13 protein-coding genes are annotated in these 12,709 nt (G+C 47.3%); 9 read left to right on the top strand and 4 right to left on the bottom strand.

Annotated features, from left to right (window positions below; genetic code table 11):
* Positions 1–124 precede the first annotated feature (124 nt).
* Positions 125–826, top strand: a complete 702-nt coding sequence (locus ACMA1I_RS08335; RefSeq protein WP_337067850.1) for a protein-L-isoaspartate(D-aspartate) O-methyltransferase — start codon at positions 125–127, stop codon at positions 824–826.
* A 2-nt stretch (positions 827–828) separates the two neighbouring features.
* On the opposite strand, the gene ACMA1I_RS08330 is transcribed toward ACMA1I_RS08335, so the two are convergent.
* Positions 829–1,872 carry a serine hydrolase domain-containing protein gene (locus ACMA1I_RS08330; protein ID WP_337067849.1) on the bottom strand — a complete coding sequence of 348 codons (1,044 nt, stop codon included), beginning with the start codon at positions 1,870–1,872 and terminating at the stop codon, positions 829–831.
* A 440-nt stretch (positions 1,873–2,312) separates the two neighbouring features.
* On the opposite strand from ACMA1I_RS08330, the gene ACMA1I_RS08325 reads away from it, so the two are divergent.
* Entirely contained in the window at positions 2,313–3,449 is a 1,137-nt protein-coding gene (locus ACMA1I_RS08325; RefSeq protein ID WP_337067848.1) for a PAS domain-containing sensor histidine kinase, read from the top strand.
* 90 nt (positions 3,450–3,539) lie between these two features.
* Here ACMA1I_RS08325 and ACMA1I_RS08320 read toward each other — a convergent pair whose 3' ends face one another.
* Both ACMA1I_RS08320 and ACMA1I_RS08315 read right to left on the bottom strand, forming a co-directional pair.
* Entirely contained in the window at positions 3,540–4,088 is a 549-nt protein-coding gene (locus ACMA1I_RS08320) for a serine acetyltransferase (protein WP_337067847.1), read from the bottom strand.
* A 224-nt stretch (positions 4,089–4,312) separates the two neighbouring features.
* On the bottom strand, positions 4,313–4,741 hold the full coding sequence (locus ACMA1I_RS08315; protein WP_337067846.1) for a hypothetical protein: 429 nt from the start codon (positions 4,739–4,741) through the stop codon (positions 4,313–4,315).
* A gap of 80 nt (positions 4,742–4,821) precedes the next feature.
* On the opposite strand from ACMA1I_RS08315, the gene ACMA1I_RS08310 reads away from it, so the two are divergent.
* Complete coding sequence (locus tag ACMA1I_RS08310; RefSeq protein ID WP_337067845.1) at positions 4,822–5,058, top strand: hypothetical protein; 237 nt, start codon at positions 4,822–4,824, stop codon at positions 5,056–5,058.
* A 739-nt stretch (positions 5,059–5,797) separates the two neighbouring features.
* Here the strand turns inward: ACMA1I_RS08310 and ACMA1I_RS08305 are convergent.
* On the bottom strand, positions 5,798–6,541 hold the full coding sequence (locus ACMA1I_RS08305; RefSeq protein WP_337067844.1) for an RDD family protein: 744 nt from the start codon (positions 6,539–6,541) through the stop codon (positions 5,798–5,800).
* A gap of 68 nt (positions 6,542–6,609) precedes the next feature.
* Here ACMA1I_RS08305 and ACMA1I_RS08300 point away from each other — a divergent pair, with 68 nt between their 5' ends.
* From ACMA1I_RS08300 to ACMA1I_RS08275, 6 genes are read left to right on the top strand one after another with little or no spacing between them, the layout of a single operon-like run.
* Positions 6,610–7,572: a stage II sporulation protein M gene (locus ACMA1I_RS08300; protein ID WP_337067843.1), complete on the top strand. Its 963-nt coding sequence runs from the start codon at positions 6,610–6,612 to the stop codon at positions 7,570–7,572.
* Positions 7,547–8,437, top strand: a complete 891-nt coding sequence (locus ACMA1I_RS08295) for a hypothetical protein (RefSeq protein ID WP_337067842.1) — start codon at positions 7,547–7,549, stop codon at positions 8,435–8,437. Before ACMA1I_RS08300 ends, ACMA1I_RS08295 begins: the two co-directional genes overlap by 26 nt.
* Positions 8,421–9,155, top strand: a complete 735-nt coding sequence (locus ACMA1I_RS08290; protein WP_337067841.1) for a DUF4129 domain-containing protein — start codon at positions 8,421–8,423, stop codon at positions 9,153–9,155. The genes ACMA1I_RS08295 and ACMA1I_RS08290 overlap by 17 nt, the downstream gene beginning before the upstream one ends.
* On the top strand, positions 9,152–10,363 hold the full coding sequence (locus ACMA1I_RS08285; RefSeq protein WP_337067840.1) for a DUF4350 domain-containing protein: 1,212 nt from the start codon (positions 9,152–9,154) through the stop codon (positions 10,361–10,363). The genes ACMA1I_RS08290 and ACMA1I_RS08285 overlap by 4 nt, the downstream gene beginning before the upstream one ends.
* Complete coding sequence (locus ACMA1I_RS08280; protein ID WP_337067839.1) at positions 10,345–11,337, top strand: MoxR family ATPase; 993 nt, start codon at positions 10,345–10,347, stop codon at positions 11,335–11,337. Before ACMA1I_RS08285 ends, ACMA1I_RS08280 begins: the two co-directional genes overlap by 19 nt.
* Positions 11,337–12,668, top strand: coding sequence for a DUF58 domain-containing protein (locus tag ACMA1I_RS08275; protein ID WP_337067838.1), 1,332 nt, complete (start codon positions 11,337–11,339; stop codon positions 12,666–12,668). The genes ACMA1I_RS08280 and ACMA1I_RS08275 overlap by 1 nt, the downstream gene beginning before the upstream one ends.
* The last annotated feature ends 41 nt before the right edge of the window (positions 12,669–12,709 follow it).

The raw sequence follows: 12,709 nt of genomic DNA, 5'->3' as shown, positions 1-12,709 counted from the left end.
TTAGGACATACTTGTGCTGAAGCCGGTGAAGCGCAGCCGACACAAGAAACATGCTAGGTGTGCGCTAGTTCGAAAAATTACTGTTATAAGATAAGAAGGGTAAGGCTGAAAAAGAAGAAGGCTTATGTTATTTCCTGTTTCCTTCCTGCTGCTGTTTTTCCTGAGCTCTTTGCCCACCCAGGAAGAGCCTTATACAGCAAAAAGAGAAGCCATGGTGCAACGGCAAATTGCTGCCAGAGGCATAAAAGACAAAGCTGTACTAAAAGCTATGCGTTCTGTTAAGCGGCATTTGTTTGTACCCGCCTCACAAGTAGAAAATGCTTACGAAGACCACCCATTGCCGATTGGACATGACCAGACCATTTCTCAACCTTTTATAGTAGCCTACATGACGGAGGTGCTGAAGCCTCATGAGCAGATGCGAGTACTGGAGGTTGGCACAGGCTCCGGTTACCAGGCTGCTGTGTTGGCAGAAATTGTAAAAGAAGTGTATACCATAGAAATAGTGGAAGCTCATGGTAAAATGGCTGCAGAGCGGTTAAAAGCTCTTGGCTATAACAATGTACAAGTCAAGATCGGAGATGGCTACCAAGGCTGGAAAGAGCATGCTCCCTTCGATGCCATTATCGTAACAGCCGGGGCTGAAACTGTACCTCCTCCCCTGTTCGAGCAACTGAAAGAAGGTGGTCGCATGGTAATTCCTGTTGGCCCTGTGCGCCAGACTCAATCACTTAAGCTGATCCAAAAGAAAAACGGGAAGGCCGTAAGCAAGCACCTGATGCCTGTGGTGTTTGTACCTTTTACAAGAGAAGCAGCATCGGAATAAGCTCAGGAACCAGCTGCTTTTTCATTTTCGGTGCTATGGTTTGCTATAATAACCGGAGGAGCAGGATACAGGAAATTCCGGATCTCTTTCATGTAATTCAGGCTGCCATTGGTCAGGTTACTTAACACGATAATGGTGCTATGATCTTTGGGATTTCTTAAAAAATAGGTGTTAAATCCGTGCCACAGGCCACCATGGTACACAACGGTATCGCCACTTTCTACCTGCCGAATGCGCCAGCCAAACCCATAGTCTTCTGTTTTCTTATCAACTCCGTTCGTAACGGCAAAAGCTTCTTTTAAGGTCGCCCGCTTTACCAGTTTCTGTGTGTAAAGCGCCTGGTCCCATTTATATAAGTCTTCTACAGTAGAATACACGCCTTTATCGCCCAATACAGAATCGAGGTAATCTGGGGTTCTTTTTCTTCTACCGCTGAGGTAGCCAGTGGCAACCACACCAGGCTGGGCAATAAGTTCCGGGTTGTAAGTGTAGGTGCGGGTCATTTCCAGTGGCTCAAAAATGCGCTTCTGTAAAAAGCTCTCGAACGAAATACCGGAGGCTTCCTCTACAATGGCAGCTAAAAGTAAATACCCCGTGTTGCTGTAGAAAAAGCGCTTATCGGGCTGGTAATACACCTGTGGCTGATGCTCCGTTAACAGCTGCAATACCTGCTGGTTGCTGATAGGTAAATTGCGGTTGGGCCAGTGCTTTTCGCTAAAATAAGTGTAATCGGGCAAACCAGAACGGTGCGTGAGCAGATGCCGGATAGTTATACCTTTGTACGGAAACCACGGAAAGTATTGCTGCACACTGTCTTCATAGGTTAACACCCCTTGCTCTTTCAGCATCATAATGGCCATGGCTGTAAACTGCTTGGATACGGAGGCCAATTGAAATACTGTTTGGGTAGTAAGGGTGTCTTTGCGTTTGAAGTCAGCATAACCGAAGGCGCCCTGGTAAATAACCTGGTCGTATTTAGTTACCAGCACCGTTCCGTTAAAACCTTTCTTCTGGTGCAGGTACTTAAACATAGAATCGACCTGCATACAGAGTTGAATAGCGCTGCCTTCTGTAAACGAAGCTGGAACAACTACCTCTTCTTTTTGATCTTTATCTTCAAAAAGATCAAAGAAAGAACTGTCGTTACCGGGTTCCGAGCAGGAAAAAAATAATAAAAAGAAGCAAAAAGCTGCCGTGCGGTGAAGCAAGCATTCGAGCGATCGGAAAAAGGCCATACCAGAAAACCAACATAAAAATCCAGGCTTAAATATACTTCATCTTGGTGGTTACTTTGGCCTTACCTGGCAAGTATTTTTTACCTGCTTCACCTCCTTTACAAGCTACTTCACCAAATCCAGAAATTCCGTTACCATTCAGCCTGCTGTAATAAAATTAGAAGGAATAAATAGAATCGTAGCGCGATCTTCAAACAACTTTTGGTACTTAGATGTAGTAGAGGTTGAGGAGCCGACAACCCACAAATTCTATGGATTCACCTTATTCAGCAGCTAGTATTAACTCTTTTTTTATAGACCAGGTTAAAGGCCATGCCATTTTTGCCACCGACACCAATGGGATTATTACCACATGGAACAAGGGGGCAGAGCGACTTAAAGGATACACTGAAGATGAAATAATAGGGCAGTTTTATGGCATATTGCACCCCGACAAATACCAGCAGGCAGGCAAACCAGAAGAGGAGCTCGAGCAGGCATTGCGCGATGGTGTTTATGAAGCCGAAGACTGGCGCAAACGGAAAGATGGCACTCTGTTTTGGGCAAGCGTTATGCTGACTCCTATTATGTCGGCCGAGGGAAAGCATATTGGCTATACCAAAGTTACAGGCGATTTAACCAAGCAAAAAGCGCTTCAGGATAAGCTGGCGGAAAGGCAGAAACTGGTGTTAGACGCTAAAAACAATGAGCTTCGAAAGGTTAACATGGACCTCACCAGCTTTATTTATACAGCTTCACATGACCTGCGTGCTCCCATCATTAATATTGAAGGTTTAACCGATCTGCTGAAACAGGACCTCAAAAAGGCGAACTGCTTCAGTCCTGAGACGGAGTTTATTTTGCAAGGCATCAAAGATGCTGTAATTCGGTTTAAGCAGACAGTGGAGGACCTGACAGAAATAAACAAGCTTCAAAAGAACATTACCTACCACCATACAAATGATATTCTCAATATTCAGGAAGAGTACGAGAACGTTCTGGAAGATCTGGATTATGCAATTGCCCCTGGCTCCTGCTTTATGAAAACAGATTTTAAGGTACACCAGTTAAAATTTCCAAAGAAAAGCTTCCGAAGCATTTTGTACAACCTGCTTAGCAATGCCGTAAAGTACCAGGCACCAGACCGGGAGTGTATAATTAAAACACATAGCTGGCTGGAGGAGCCGTATGTGGTGCTAGGCATAAAGGATAATGGCCTGGGCATAAGTAAGCACCAGCAGGAGCAACTCTACACCATGTTCAAGCGCTTTCACGATCATGTAGAAGGATCAGGAATAGGCCTTTATATGGTAAAAAAGATTATTGAACAGGCAGGTGGTAAAATAGAAGAAGAAAGTGAGGAAGGATCAGGCACATTTTTCAGAGTTTATTTTCAGGCAGCCATATAAGCATCGCCTTAACCTGATGTTATGTTAGCACAAGTAACTCGTTTAAGCTTGCCTATCACCTTCTTAAAGTGGATGTTGTATTGCCACGGGCTAAGCCTGTAACATTTCCGGCTCGTTTTGTAGTGTTGGTTTAACCGGCTGTGCAATCCGGATTACGCGAGCCGGATTACCTACTGCAATGGCATTGTCTGGCAGGTCTTTGATAACCACAGAGCCCGCTCCTATTTTCACGTTGTTCCCAATCCGGATTTCGCCAATAATGCACACGTTCGCGCCAATCTCCACATTATCGCCAATAATGGGCGAGCCAGAATAAGATCCATCCTCGCGGATAATGTTGCCGATGGTGGTTGATTGCCGGAGGTAACAGTTTTTACCGATAGTGGTACAGCCGTTTACCACCAGGGCCTGCCCGTGAAACAGGCCTAAGCCCGGTCCTACAGCTGTCCAGTGGGGCAGCTCTATGCACAGAAACCATTCGACGAATACTTTATAAAAAGCCAGGTAAGGAAGCCAGAGCACTCTTAGCAACTTATTATTAATAGAGGCAGGTCGGGCAAGGCGAAACAAAAACATGACAAGCCTTCCTTTTAAATTGCCCCTGTTCGCATCCCAATCCTGAAATAAATATGATATCATAAAACCTTAAATTTATTCTGAGGCTTACGAGCAATACCCGGCCGGCGTTGCACTAGCCGGAGTATGAATTTATGAAAACATTTGTGGTAACATAGGAATGAAAAAGGGGCTATAGCATCTCTAAATTATTTAAATAAAATTGCCCTTCCCGAGGCTTTTACGAGATTTTAGACACTAGGCTTTAGATGCAAAAGTTTTTCCGGGTACCTCTACTTTGAGTACTTCTATGCCCGATTTGCCAGCAGGCACCTGCGTTGTCTGCACGCTGGTATTGATGTTAGAACCCCTTCAAGATACAGTTTGTCGAAAATCTCGCCGATCACGTGGAAAGAAAACACCAGGTTGGGGCTGACATTGCCAACAAACAAACGCAGTTTTTCTCCTACTTTGGCTGTAATGGCCTTGTCGCGGGTCCGGGCCCCAACAGTGCCGCTGAACAACACATAAGATGGTTTTTCATCGAGGGGGTTTTCCATGTCAGAAGGTTGCAGGCCCGGAGCACCAAAGCTGCCCTTCGTATAAAAGTCGCCCTGTATATTGTAAAGTTCTTTGTCAACCGGGTCCATCCCCTCTTCCGGCTCCACCATAATTAAGCCATACTTGCCGTTTGCAAGGAGCATCCCTCCCGGAGCAGTTGGGATAGTGGTATACATAGAGGTCTGGGTGCAAGGCTTTAACTACTTTCGCCAGGTTTGAATCACTTGCTACAGCTGGTCAGATCCCTAGCTTTAAAGTGTATATCCAAGCAGATGGCCGGCGCATCTCCTCCGATGATGCTAAAGAAGAGCAGGAAATAAAGCTCGACAAAGAAACGCTTGCTTCACTACAGTCATATTTTGAGGGAACAGACGCCATTGCGCAAACCTCTCCGGATTACACCTGCCTCAAAAGCATGGTGAAAGCTAAAACTACTACTCTAGAACGGATGCTGCAGCCAGGGCAATCAACAGACAACGACAGCCAAGGATAATTTCCTACTGCCTATGTTATACCAGAACCTTTCAACACCTGCTAACAAAGGCTTTAACCCGTTTGCCAAGATCATTTAGCTTGATGAGTATGTTCCCAAGGCATCGGTGTAACAGAAAGCCTAAGGCCTTTTGCCTCTAAAAAACCTCTGGAAGGCAAAAACCATTAGAAGAATTTGATTGTTAGTTTCTGGTTGCCATAGAAAGCTCAACTAGCTACGATTCATAACAGTACCGTGCGGTAGCTACAGGACAGACACCTTCGCCAGGTGCATCCAAAGACGATTTTTTGTTTGAGCGTTCAGCGAGTTCAAAATCGTCTTGATTTTTTTGGTTCTTTTTGTATCAAGACAAAAAGAACAAGAAAGCCAGCTATGCAATAGCTTTACGCAAATATCACAGAAAGAAAGCAACTATGCGAACTTAGACTATAACTGCAACTCCAGTAGCCAATGCTAACGAATCTCGCTCACGCTAGAAAGTTAAACCGTTGGCATGAAAGTACGAGCTACAAGCTCGCACTAGCGAGGAACAGCAGCTATGTGAACTTAGACCTAAAAGCTTAAGGCTCTCACTCACAAGATCCTTCCAAAATGACATAGCGGATAGGGCACAGAGAAGATAAGCCTAGGTTAATTATACTATTTTCTATACTTCAACAGGCCCTGAGTTCTATATCACCAAAAAGCCTCCGGAAGGTCCATTTCATTAGAATAATTGATGTGCGGCAGCAAATCGTCTCTAAACAACCTCCACTATTCCAGAACTACTGCACCGCCACATCGCATAGGTATAGTGCTGATAATCTTTTATAATCGTAACAAGAAATTGCCAGTCGGCCATGTCGGTTTGAATGCCGGTGGTGTCTTTAACACGCTCAGCAATTTTTTCGAGCAGGTTATAGTTGCTGTGCTCCTGGGCCTTCGACAGCAGCTTTCTTATCAGGGCCACATCTTCGTCGGTCAGCACATTCACCTGCGGAAACTGAATCTGGTAATCTTCCTCTATCTCCACCTGAAATCTGGTTTGAGGTTTTACCGCTTTTGTTTTTATCACGCAGGTGCCTGCAGCCATATCGCCAAGGCGTTGCCCTTTGTTGCTGATAGCCGCAGTAACAAGGGCTAAAAGGCCATACGAAATGCCGGTATCGATGAGCCGGAACATCCAACGCAGCAGGTAATCTCCAATAGAGGGAGCGGCACCCGAAAGTTTTATTACTTTAATGTCGCGCGCCTTTTTTCCAATGCTTTGACCATTAAAGAAAATTTCGCAGAGCAAATGGTAAAAAAGCAGGGGAATACTCAGTAAAATATAGAACAAAGGCGATTTTATATTACCAATACCAGCCATAATAAAAGCAATACTGAATACCCACACCACATAAACCGCCAGATCGATGAGATGCGCCACTATTCTGTCTCCTACACTGGCTATGGCATAGGCTACCTCTACGTTTTGGGTTGTTCTTACTTTAATCGTATTCATACTAAAGAATTTCCTTTTATTTACATCACAATATACATATATTTGGTTTAGATTAAAATCCTATCGTTTTGCGCGAAGCTGCCTTCATAAAGAAAAATAAATTTAAGTGGAAGTCTTTCGAAACCCAGCAACCGTCGGGCCCTGATGAACTGGCCGACAGGTTTGTGGAGCTAACAAACGACCTGGCTTATGCCCAGACCTTTTACCCTAACTCCGACACCACCGCGTATCTTAATACACTGGCAGGGCAATTCCACCAGGCTATTTATAAAAACAAGAAAGTGAAGCAGAACCGGCTTATTACGTTCTGGAAATCTGAGCTTCCCTTGTTGTTTCGGCATCACCAGCGCCAGCTGCTCTATGCTTTTTTAATCTTTGCTGTAGCCGTATTTATTGGAGCGCTTTCCGCTGCCCTCGACGACACGTTTGTGCGCCTCATTTTGGGCGACTCTTATGTCAACATGACCTTGGAAAACATCAGGAAAGGAGACCCCATGGCGGTTTACAAGAGCCAGGGCGAAACCGAAATGTTTCTCTACATCACCCTTAATAACATAAAAGTATCTTTTATGGCTTTTATCCTGGGTGTCTTTTTCTCGGTCGGCACTGTGTGGATGCTCTTCAGAAACGGCATTATGCTGGGCGCATTTCAGTATTTTTTCTACAAACAGGGGCTGTTGCTGCCTTCTGTCCTGACCATCTGGATACACGGCACGCTGGAGATTGCGGCCATTATCATTGCGGGCTGTGCCGGTTTTGTGATGGGCAATAGCCTGCTGTTCCCCAAAACATATTCGCGGCTTCACTCTTTTAAAACCGGTGCACGGCAAGGCATTAAAATAGTTATTGGGCTGGTGCCGGTTTTTGTAGTAGCAGGTTTTCTGGAAGGCTTCGTAACACGGCACACCGAAATGCCCCTTGCCCTGAGCCTGCTCATAATAGCGGCTTCTGCGGCCTTTATCATTTTTTACTTTATACTTTACCCACGTTTACTGCACCAACCACATGCTAGAAAAAACTCAGAAGTTTAATTTCAGAGAGGAAAGAGATTTCGGGCAAAAGCTTAATGTCACCTTTTATTTTATAAAGTCACATTTCCGGCCTTTGTGCCGCCTGGTGCTGCTCTATGGTACACCGCTTGCCCTGGTATCGGGTTTGCTCTCCGGAGTATACCAGGCCCGCCTGATGCAACGCGTCAGTGGCGCCAGCTCTTACGACTCCTACGCCGATCTGAACTTTTTTAGCCAACTGAACTCCCTGAACTACTTTGCCATGCTGTTTTTTACGGTGGTGAGCGTACTGGTGCTTTCGCTAGCTGTTTACAGCTACATGGTGCTGTACCAGGACCACGACCAGGAAGCAGAACCTGCCGAAGTATGGCCGCTGGTGAAAGAGCACCTGGTAAAGGTTATTTACAGCGGCATTGCCATTGGCGTATTAATAGTGCTAACCGTGGCTTTGCTGGGTATTGGCGTGTACCTGAGTGTGGTAATGTCGATCTTCGTTATTGTAATGGTGCGCGAAGAAACAGGTTTTGTTGAAACAACAGAACGCTGTTTTGCCCTGGTAAAACGAAACTGGTGGGCCACCTTTGGCTTCATATTAACGGCCGGTTTCATTCAGGCAGTTTTCGGCTGGCTGGCATCCATTCCGGTAGGTATGGTAGCCTTTTTACGCGGGTTGCAGGTGCCTGGCATGGAGAGTGAGCTGCTCCTGGTAGTGGCCAGCGTTATTTCCTCCGTCCTGACTATTTACGTCTATGTCATTTCTATTGTGGCCGTCGGATTTCAGTATTACAACCTGGTAGAGAAAAAAGACGGCATCGGGTATTTAGAGCAAGCAGAGCTTATTGGCCGCCACCACCAGACCACCTCCGCAAATGAAGGCCACTATTAAATTTTATTTCTGGCTGATGTCCTTCTGCCTTTTCTCCGGATTTGGCTATGCAGGCTATGCCCAGGCACCAGATAGTGTGCAGACCACACAGCAAGAACTGGTGGTGCGCCTCCCCCACCCCGAAAAGCTGGCAGCATTACGAGCCGACAAAGATTTTGATTACCACGAGCAGGTACAGCAAGATAGCTCTTTCTGGGATCGCTTTACCCGCAAAGTAAGAAGCTGGATAAATAATCTCTTTTTCAAAGGCAAGTCCAGCAGCTTTTGGGAGTTTGTTATTTATGCGCTCATGGTTGGGATTGTTGTGTACGTAATCGTTAAAATGCAGAAAGTCGGAATTACCGAAAATAGAAGCAAAATGAATATCGCCGGTTCCATGCCTTACGATGTTGTGGAAGAAAATATTCATGCCCTGGACCTGAACCAACTGATAGAAGAAGCCATTAACAACCAGGAACTTCGCAAGGCTATACGGCTGCACTACCTGCTGAGCCTTAAAAAATTAACAGATGCCAACCTAATTAACTGGCAGCCTGGCAAAACCAACCGCAGCTATATCTCCGAAATTCAGCACCCGCACCTGCGGCAGGAGTTTGAGCAGCTCACCAGCATGTTTGAGTATGTGTGGTACGGTGGAGCCGGTTTAGGAACCGAACTCTTTTCTACTGCCCGCGCAGAATTTCTTCAATTCGACGCCCTAATTAAACAGCACGCATGAAGGGGTACCGACGCTACATAGCTCTTATTATGCTGCTTTTTGGAGCATTGGTTTTGCTGGAATATTTCAGGCCCAAACCCGTGGACTGGACCCAAAGCTATGCCACTCATGACAAAATTCCATTTGGCACCTACGCCTTGCACACCCTGTTGCCCGACTTGTTCCCCGAACAGCCGGTTCAGGTAGTGCGGGAGCCGATTTTTAACCACCTGCAGGATAGTAGCCTCACCGGCAACTACATTTTTATTAACGAGTATTTCGACGCCGACAGCCTGGACGTAAATATGCTGCTGGACTTTGTGCACAGGGGCAACCAGGTGTTTATTGCAGCCGAATGGATAGATGGCCTGCTGGCAGATACCCTGCACCTCAGCACCGAATCCCACGACAGCATGGTCCCCGACACCACAGCACTGATGTTTACAGGCCTTTCTGATGAGAAAGCCTACTCCTACCCCGCCAACCACTATGCCTATTACCTGACGGTACCAGATTCGTTGCCCTACGAACCGCTGGGGAGGAACAAAGCCGGAAAGCTGAATTTTCTGCGGATGAATTTTGGTGCCGGCGCTTTTTACATCAGCTCCGTGCCCCTTGCCTTTACCAATTATGAGCTCCTTACCCTCAACGAACCCAACTATGCTGCCACTGCCCTTTCGCACCTGCCCCTGCAGCCAGTGTACTGGGACGAATACCAGAAACTGGGCCGACAGGAAGAGGAATCGGTGTTCAGGGTGCTGCTGGCGCACGAACCCCTGCGGTGGGCTTACTATATTGGCCTCTTTACAGTGGCGCTGTTTGTGTTCTTTAAAAGCAAACGGACACAACGCGTTATTCCTGTGCTGGAGCCGCCCCGCAACACCACCCTCGATTTTGTGCAGGTAATGGGGAATCTGTACTTCAACAATGGCCACCACAAAAACATAGCAGAAAAAAAGATAACTTATTTCCTGGAATACCTGCGCACCCATTACCACCTGGCTACTAATGAGTGGAACGAGGAGCTACGCGAGCGGGTGGTAGCCAAAGCAGGCGTGGAGGCACAATTGATAAATCAGCTTTTTAACCTGATAGAGTCCATCTGGAGCAGCAAAGCCATAAGTGAGCAGATCCTGATGGAGCTAAACAACAACCTGGAAAATTTTTACAGACAGACACAAGCAAAGCCCACAAAGGCTGAAAAGAACGCATGGAAGAAGAAGTATTAACCACCGTACAAGAAAACAAAACCGATTATAGCGACCTGCACCAGGCTGTTGGTGCCATAAAGAAAGAACTGCACCAGCTGGTAGTGGGGCAAGATCAGCTGATTGAGCTGTTGCTCGTAGCCCTGCTCGCCGACGGGCATGTGCTGATAGAGGGGGTACCGGGAGTAGCCAAAACCCTGACAGCCAAACTTCTGGCCCGCACCGTGCAGGCAGACTTTAGCCGGATACAGTTCACTCCTGATCTTATGCCTTCTGATGTATTGGGTACATCTGTTTTTCACCCCGGCACCGCCAGCTTCGATTATAAGAAAGGTCCTATTTTTGCCAACATTGTACTGATAGACGAGATTAACCGTGCTCCCGCTAAAACACAAGCTTCGTTGTTCGAGGTTATGGAAGAGCAGCATATTACCCACGATGGCCAAGTGTACCCGCTTACTGCTCCTTTTGTAGTACTAGCCACGCAGAACCCGATTGAGCAGGAAGGAACATACCGGCTGCCCGAAGCCCAGCTCGACCGTTTTATGTTTAAAATTCTGGTAGGTTACCCTAGCCTGGCCGAAGAAGTAGCTCTGCTGGAGTTACAGCACAAGGGCAAAGATCTCAAACAGGACCTGGAGCGTGTGCAGCCAGTTCTCACAGCCGATCAGTTGCTCGTCCTGCGGCAGGCGGTTCAGGCCGTGCACCTCGACAGCAAGCTGCTGGAGTATATTGCGCAGCTGGTGGGCGAAACAAGGGTGAGCAAGTCTTTGTACCTGGGAGCTTCTCCACGCGCCTCTATTGCCTTACTGAACAGCGCCAAAGCCTTGGCTGCTCTCCGTGGAAGAGGCTTTGTAACTCCCGAGGATGTACAGGAGCTGGCACCGGCTGTGCTGCGGCACCGCATCCTACTTACACCAGAGCGCGAAATGGAAGGAATAACGCCCGATGAAGTTGTAAAACAGATTATCCAGAAAATAGAAGTTCCGCGCTAGTGCACTTTATTCGTAGCCTGTATTTTTCGAACCGTTTGTACCTGGGCCTGGCAGGGTTAGTCGTGCTTTTTGTGCTGTCCTTCTTTCTGCCCCTGCTGCTGGTTTTTTCCAAAATTGCTTTTGGGGTGCTCCTGCTGTGCTTCCTGCTAGACCTGTTTCTGCTTTACCGCACAAAAAAGGGCACCTTTGCCAGCCGGAGCATGCAGGAAAAACTCTCTAATGGCTCCGACAACGACATTTACCTGTACCTGGAGAACAAGTATTCTTTTAGCCTGCACGCCGAGGTAATAGATGAACTCCCCTTCCAGTTCCAGAAGCGCGACAACCTGTTCAGGGTGTATATTCCGGGCGGCCGCACCCATGTGCTGCACTACACCCTGCGGCCCACCAAACGGGGCAGCTATCATTTTGGGGCCATTAATGTGTTTGCGCTGGGGCCACTACAGCTCGTTAAAAGGCGCTATCGTTTTGCCCAGGACCAGGAGGTGCCGGTATATCCTTCCTTTATCCAGATGCGGCATTATGAACTGATGGCCATATCGAACAAACTGCAGGAGGTGGGCACAAAAAGGGTTCGGCGCATCGGAAACAGCTCTGAGTTTGAGCAAATCAGGCCGTATGTAACAGGCGATGACCAGCGCACCATCAACTGGAAAGCTTCTGCCAGGCGGTCGGAACTGATGGTGAACAGTTACCAAGATGAGCGGTCGCAGCAGGTATATTGCCTTATAGACAAGGGGCGGGTTATGCAAATGCCTTTTGAGGGGTTAACCCTGCTAGACTATGCCATTAACGCCTCGCTGGTGATAGCGAACATCGCGCTTAAGAAACAAGACAAAGCCGGGATTATTACCTTTTCCAATACCATAAGCAACCTACTGCCGGCACAGCGGAAGCCGGACCAGATACGCCGCATTCTGGAGTTGCTCTACAATCAGAAAACCCACTACCAGGAAACAGACTATGAGCGCCTCTATGTGGCGGTGCGGCAAAAAGTAACGCAACGTAGCCTGCTCCTGCTCTTTACCAATTTTGAAACTTTGAGCGGCTGCAGGCGCCAGCTGCCTTACCTGCGTGCCCTGGCCCGCCACCACTTGCTGGTGGTTGTTTTCTTCGAGAACACAGAGCTGCACACCCTGCTGCACAAGCCGGCCGCCAATACCGAAGAAGTATACACCAAAGCCATTGCCCAGAAGTTTGATTACGAAAAACGCCAAATCGTAAAAGAGCTGCAGCAGCACGGCATTCTCACCATCCTGACGCCGCCGGAGCAGCTTACGGTTAACACCATCAACAAATACCTCGACATTAAAGCCCGGGGAATGATTTAACCTGTTGCAAAGAGTAAAAGGGTTGATGAAGAAAATGAGTG

The sequence above is a fragment of the Pontibacter sp. 13R65 genome, from assembly GCF_047525655.1.
GTDB lineage: Bacteria > Bacteroidota > Bacteroidia > Cytophagales > Hymenobacteraceae > Pontibacter.
This window is presented reverse-complemented; position numbering and strand designations above follow the sequence as displayed.

Excerpts from the sequence above, each read along its gene's own strand:
- ACMA1I_RS08305 (WP_337067844.1), bottom strand. The coding sequence starts at position 6,541 with ATGAATACGATTAAAGTAAGAACAACCCAAAACGTAGAGGTAGCCTAT.
- ACMA1I_RS08315 (WP_337067846.1), bottom strand. The coding sequence starts at position 4,741 with ATGTATACCACTATCCCAACTGCTCCGGGAGGGATGCTCCTTGCAAAC.
- ACMA1I_RS08280 (WP_337067839.1), top strand. The coding sequence starts at position 10,345 with ATGGAAGAAGAAGTATTAACCACCGTACAAGAAAACAAAACCGATTAT.
- ACMA1I_RS08290 (WP_337067841.1), top strand. The coding sequence starts at position 8,421 with ATGAAGGCCACTATTAAATTTTATTTCTGGCTGATGTCCTTCTGCCTT.
- ACMA1I_RS08335 (WP_337067850.1), top strand. The coding sequence starts at position 125 with ATGTTATTTCCTGTTTCCTTCCTGCTGCTGTTTTTCCTGAGCTCTTTG.
- ACMA1I_RS08320 (WP_337067847.1), bottom strand. The coding sequence starts at position 4,088 with ATGATATCATATTTATTTCAGGATTGGGATGCGAACAGGGGCAATTTA.
- ACMA1I_RS08285 (WP_337067840.1), top strand. The coding sequence starts at position 9,152 with ATGAAGGGGTACCGACGCTACATAGCTCTTATTATGCTGCTTTTTGGA.
- ACMA1I_RS08325 (WP_337067848.1), top strand. The coding sequence starts at position 2,313 with ATGGATTCACCTTATTCAGCAGCTAGTATTAACTCTTTTTTTATAGAC.
- ACMA1I_RS08295 (WP_337067842.1), top strand. The coding sequence starts at position 7,547 with ATGCTAGAAAAAACTCAGAAGTTTAATTTCAGAGAGGAAAGAGATTTC.
- ACMA1I_RS08330 (WP_337067849.1), bottom strand. The coding sequence starts at position 1,872 with ATGCAGGTCGATTCTATGTTTAAGTACCTGCACCAGAAGAAAGGTTTT.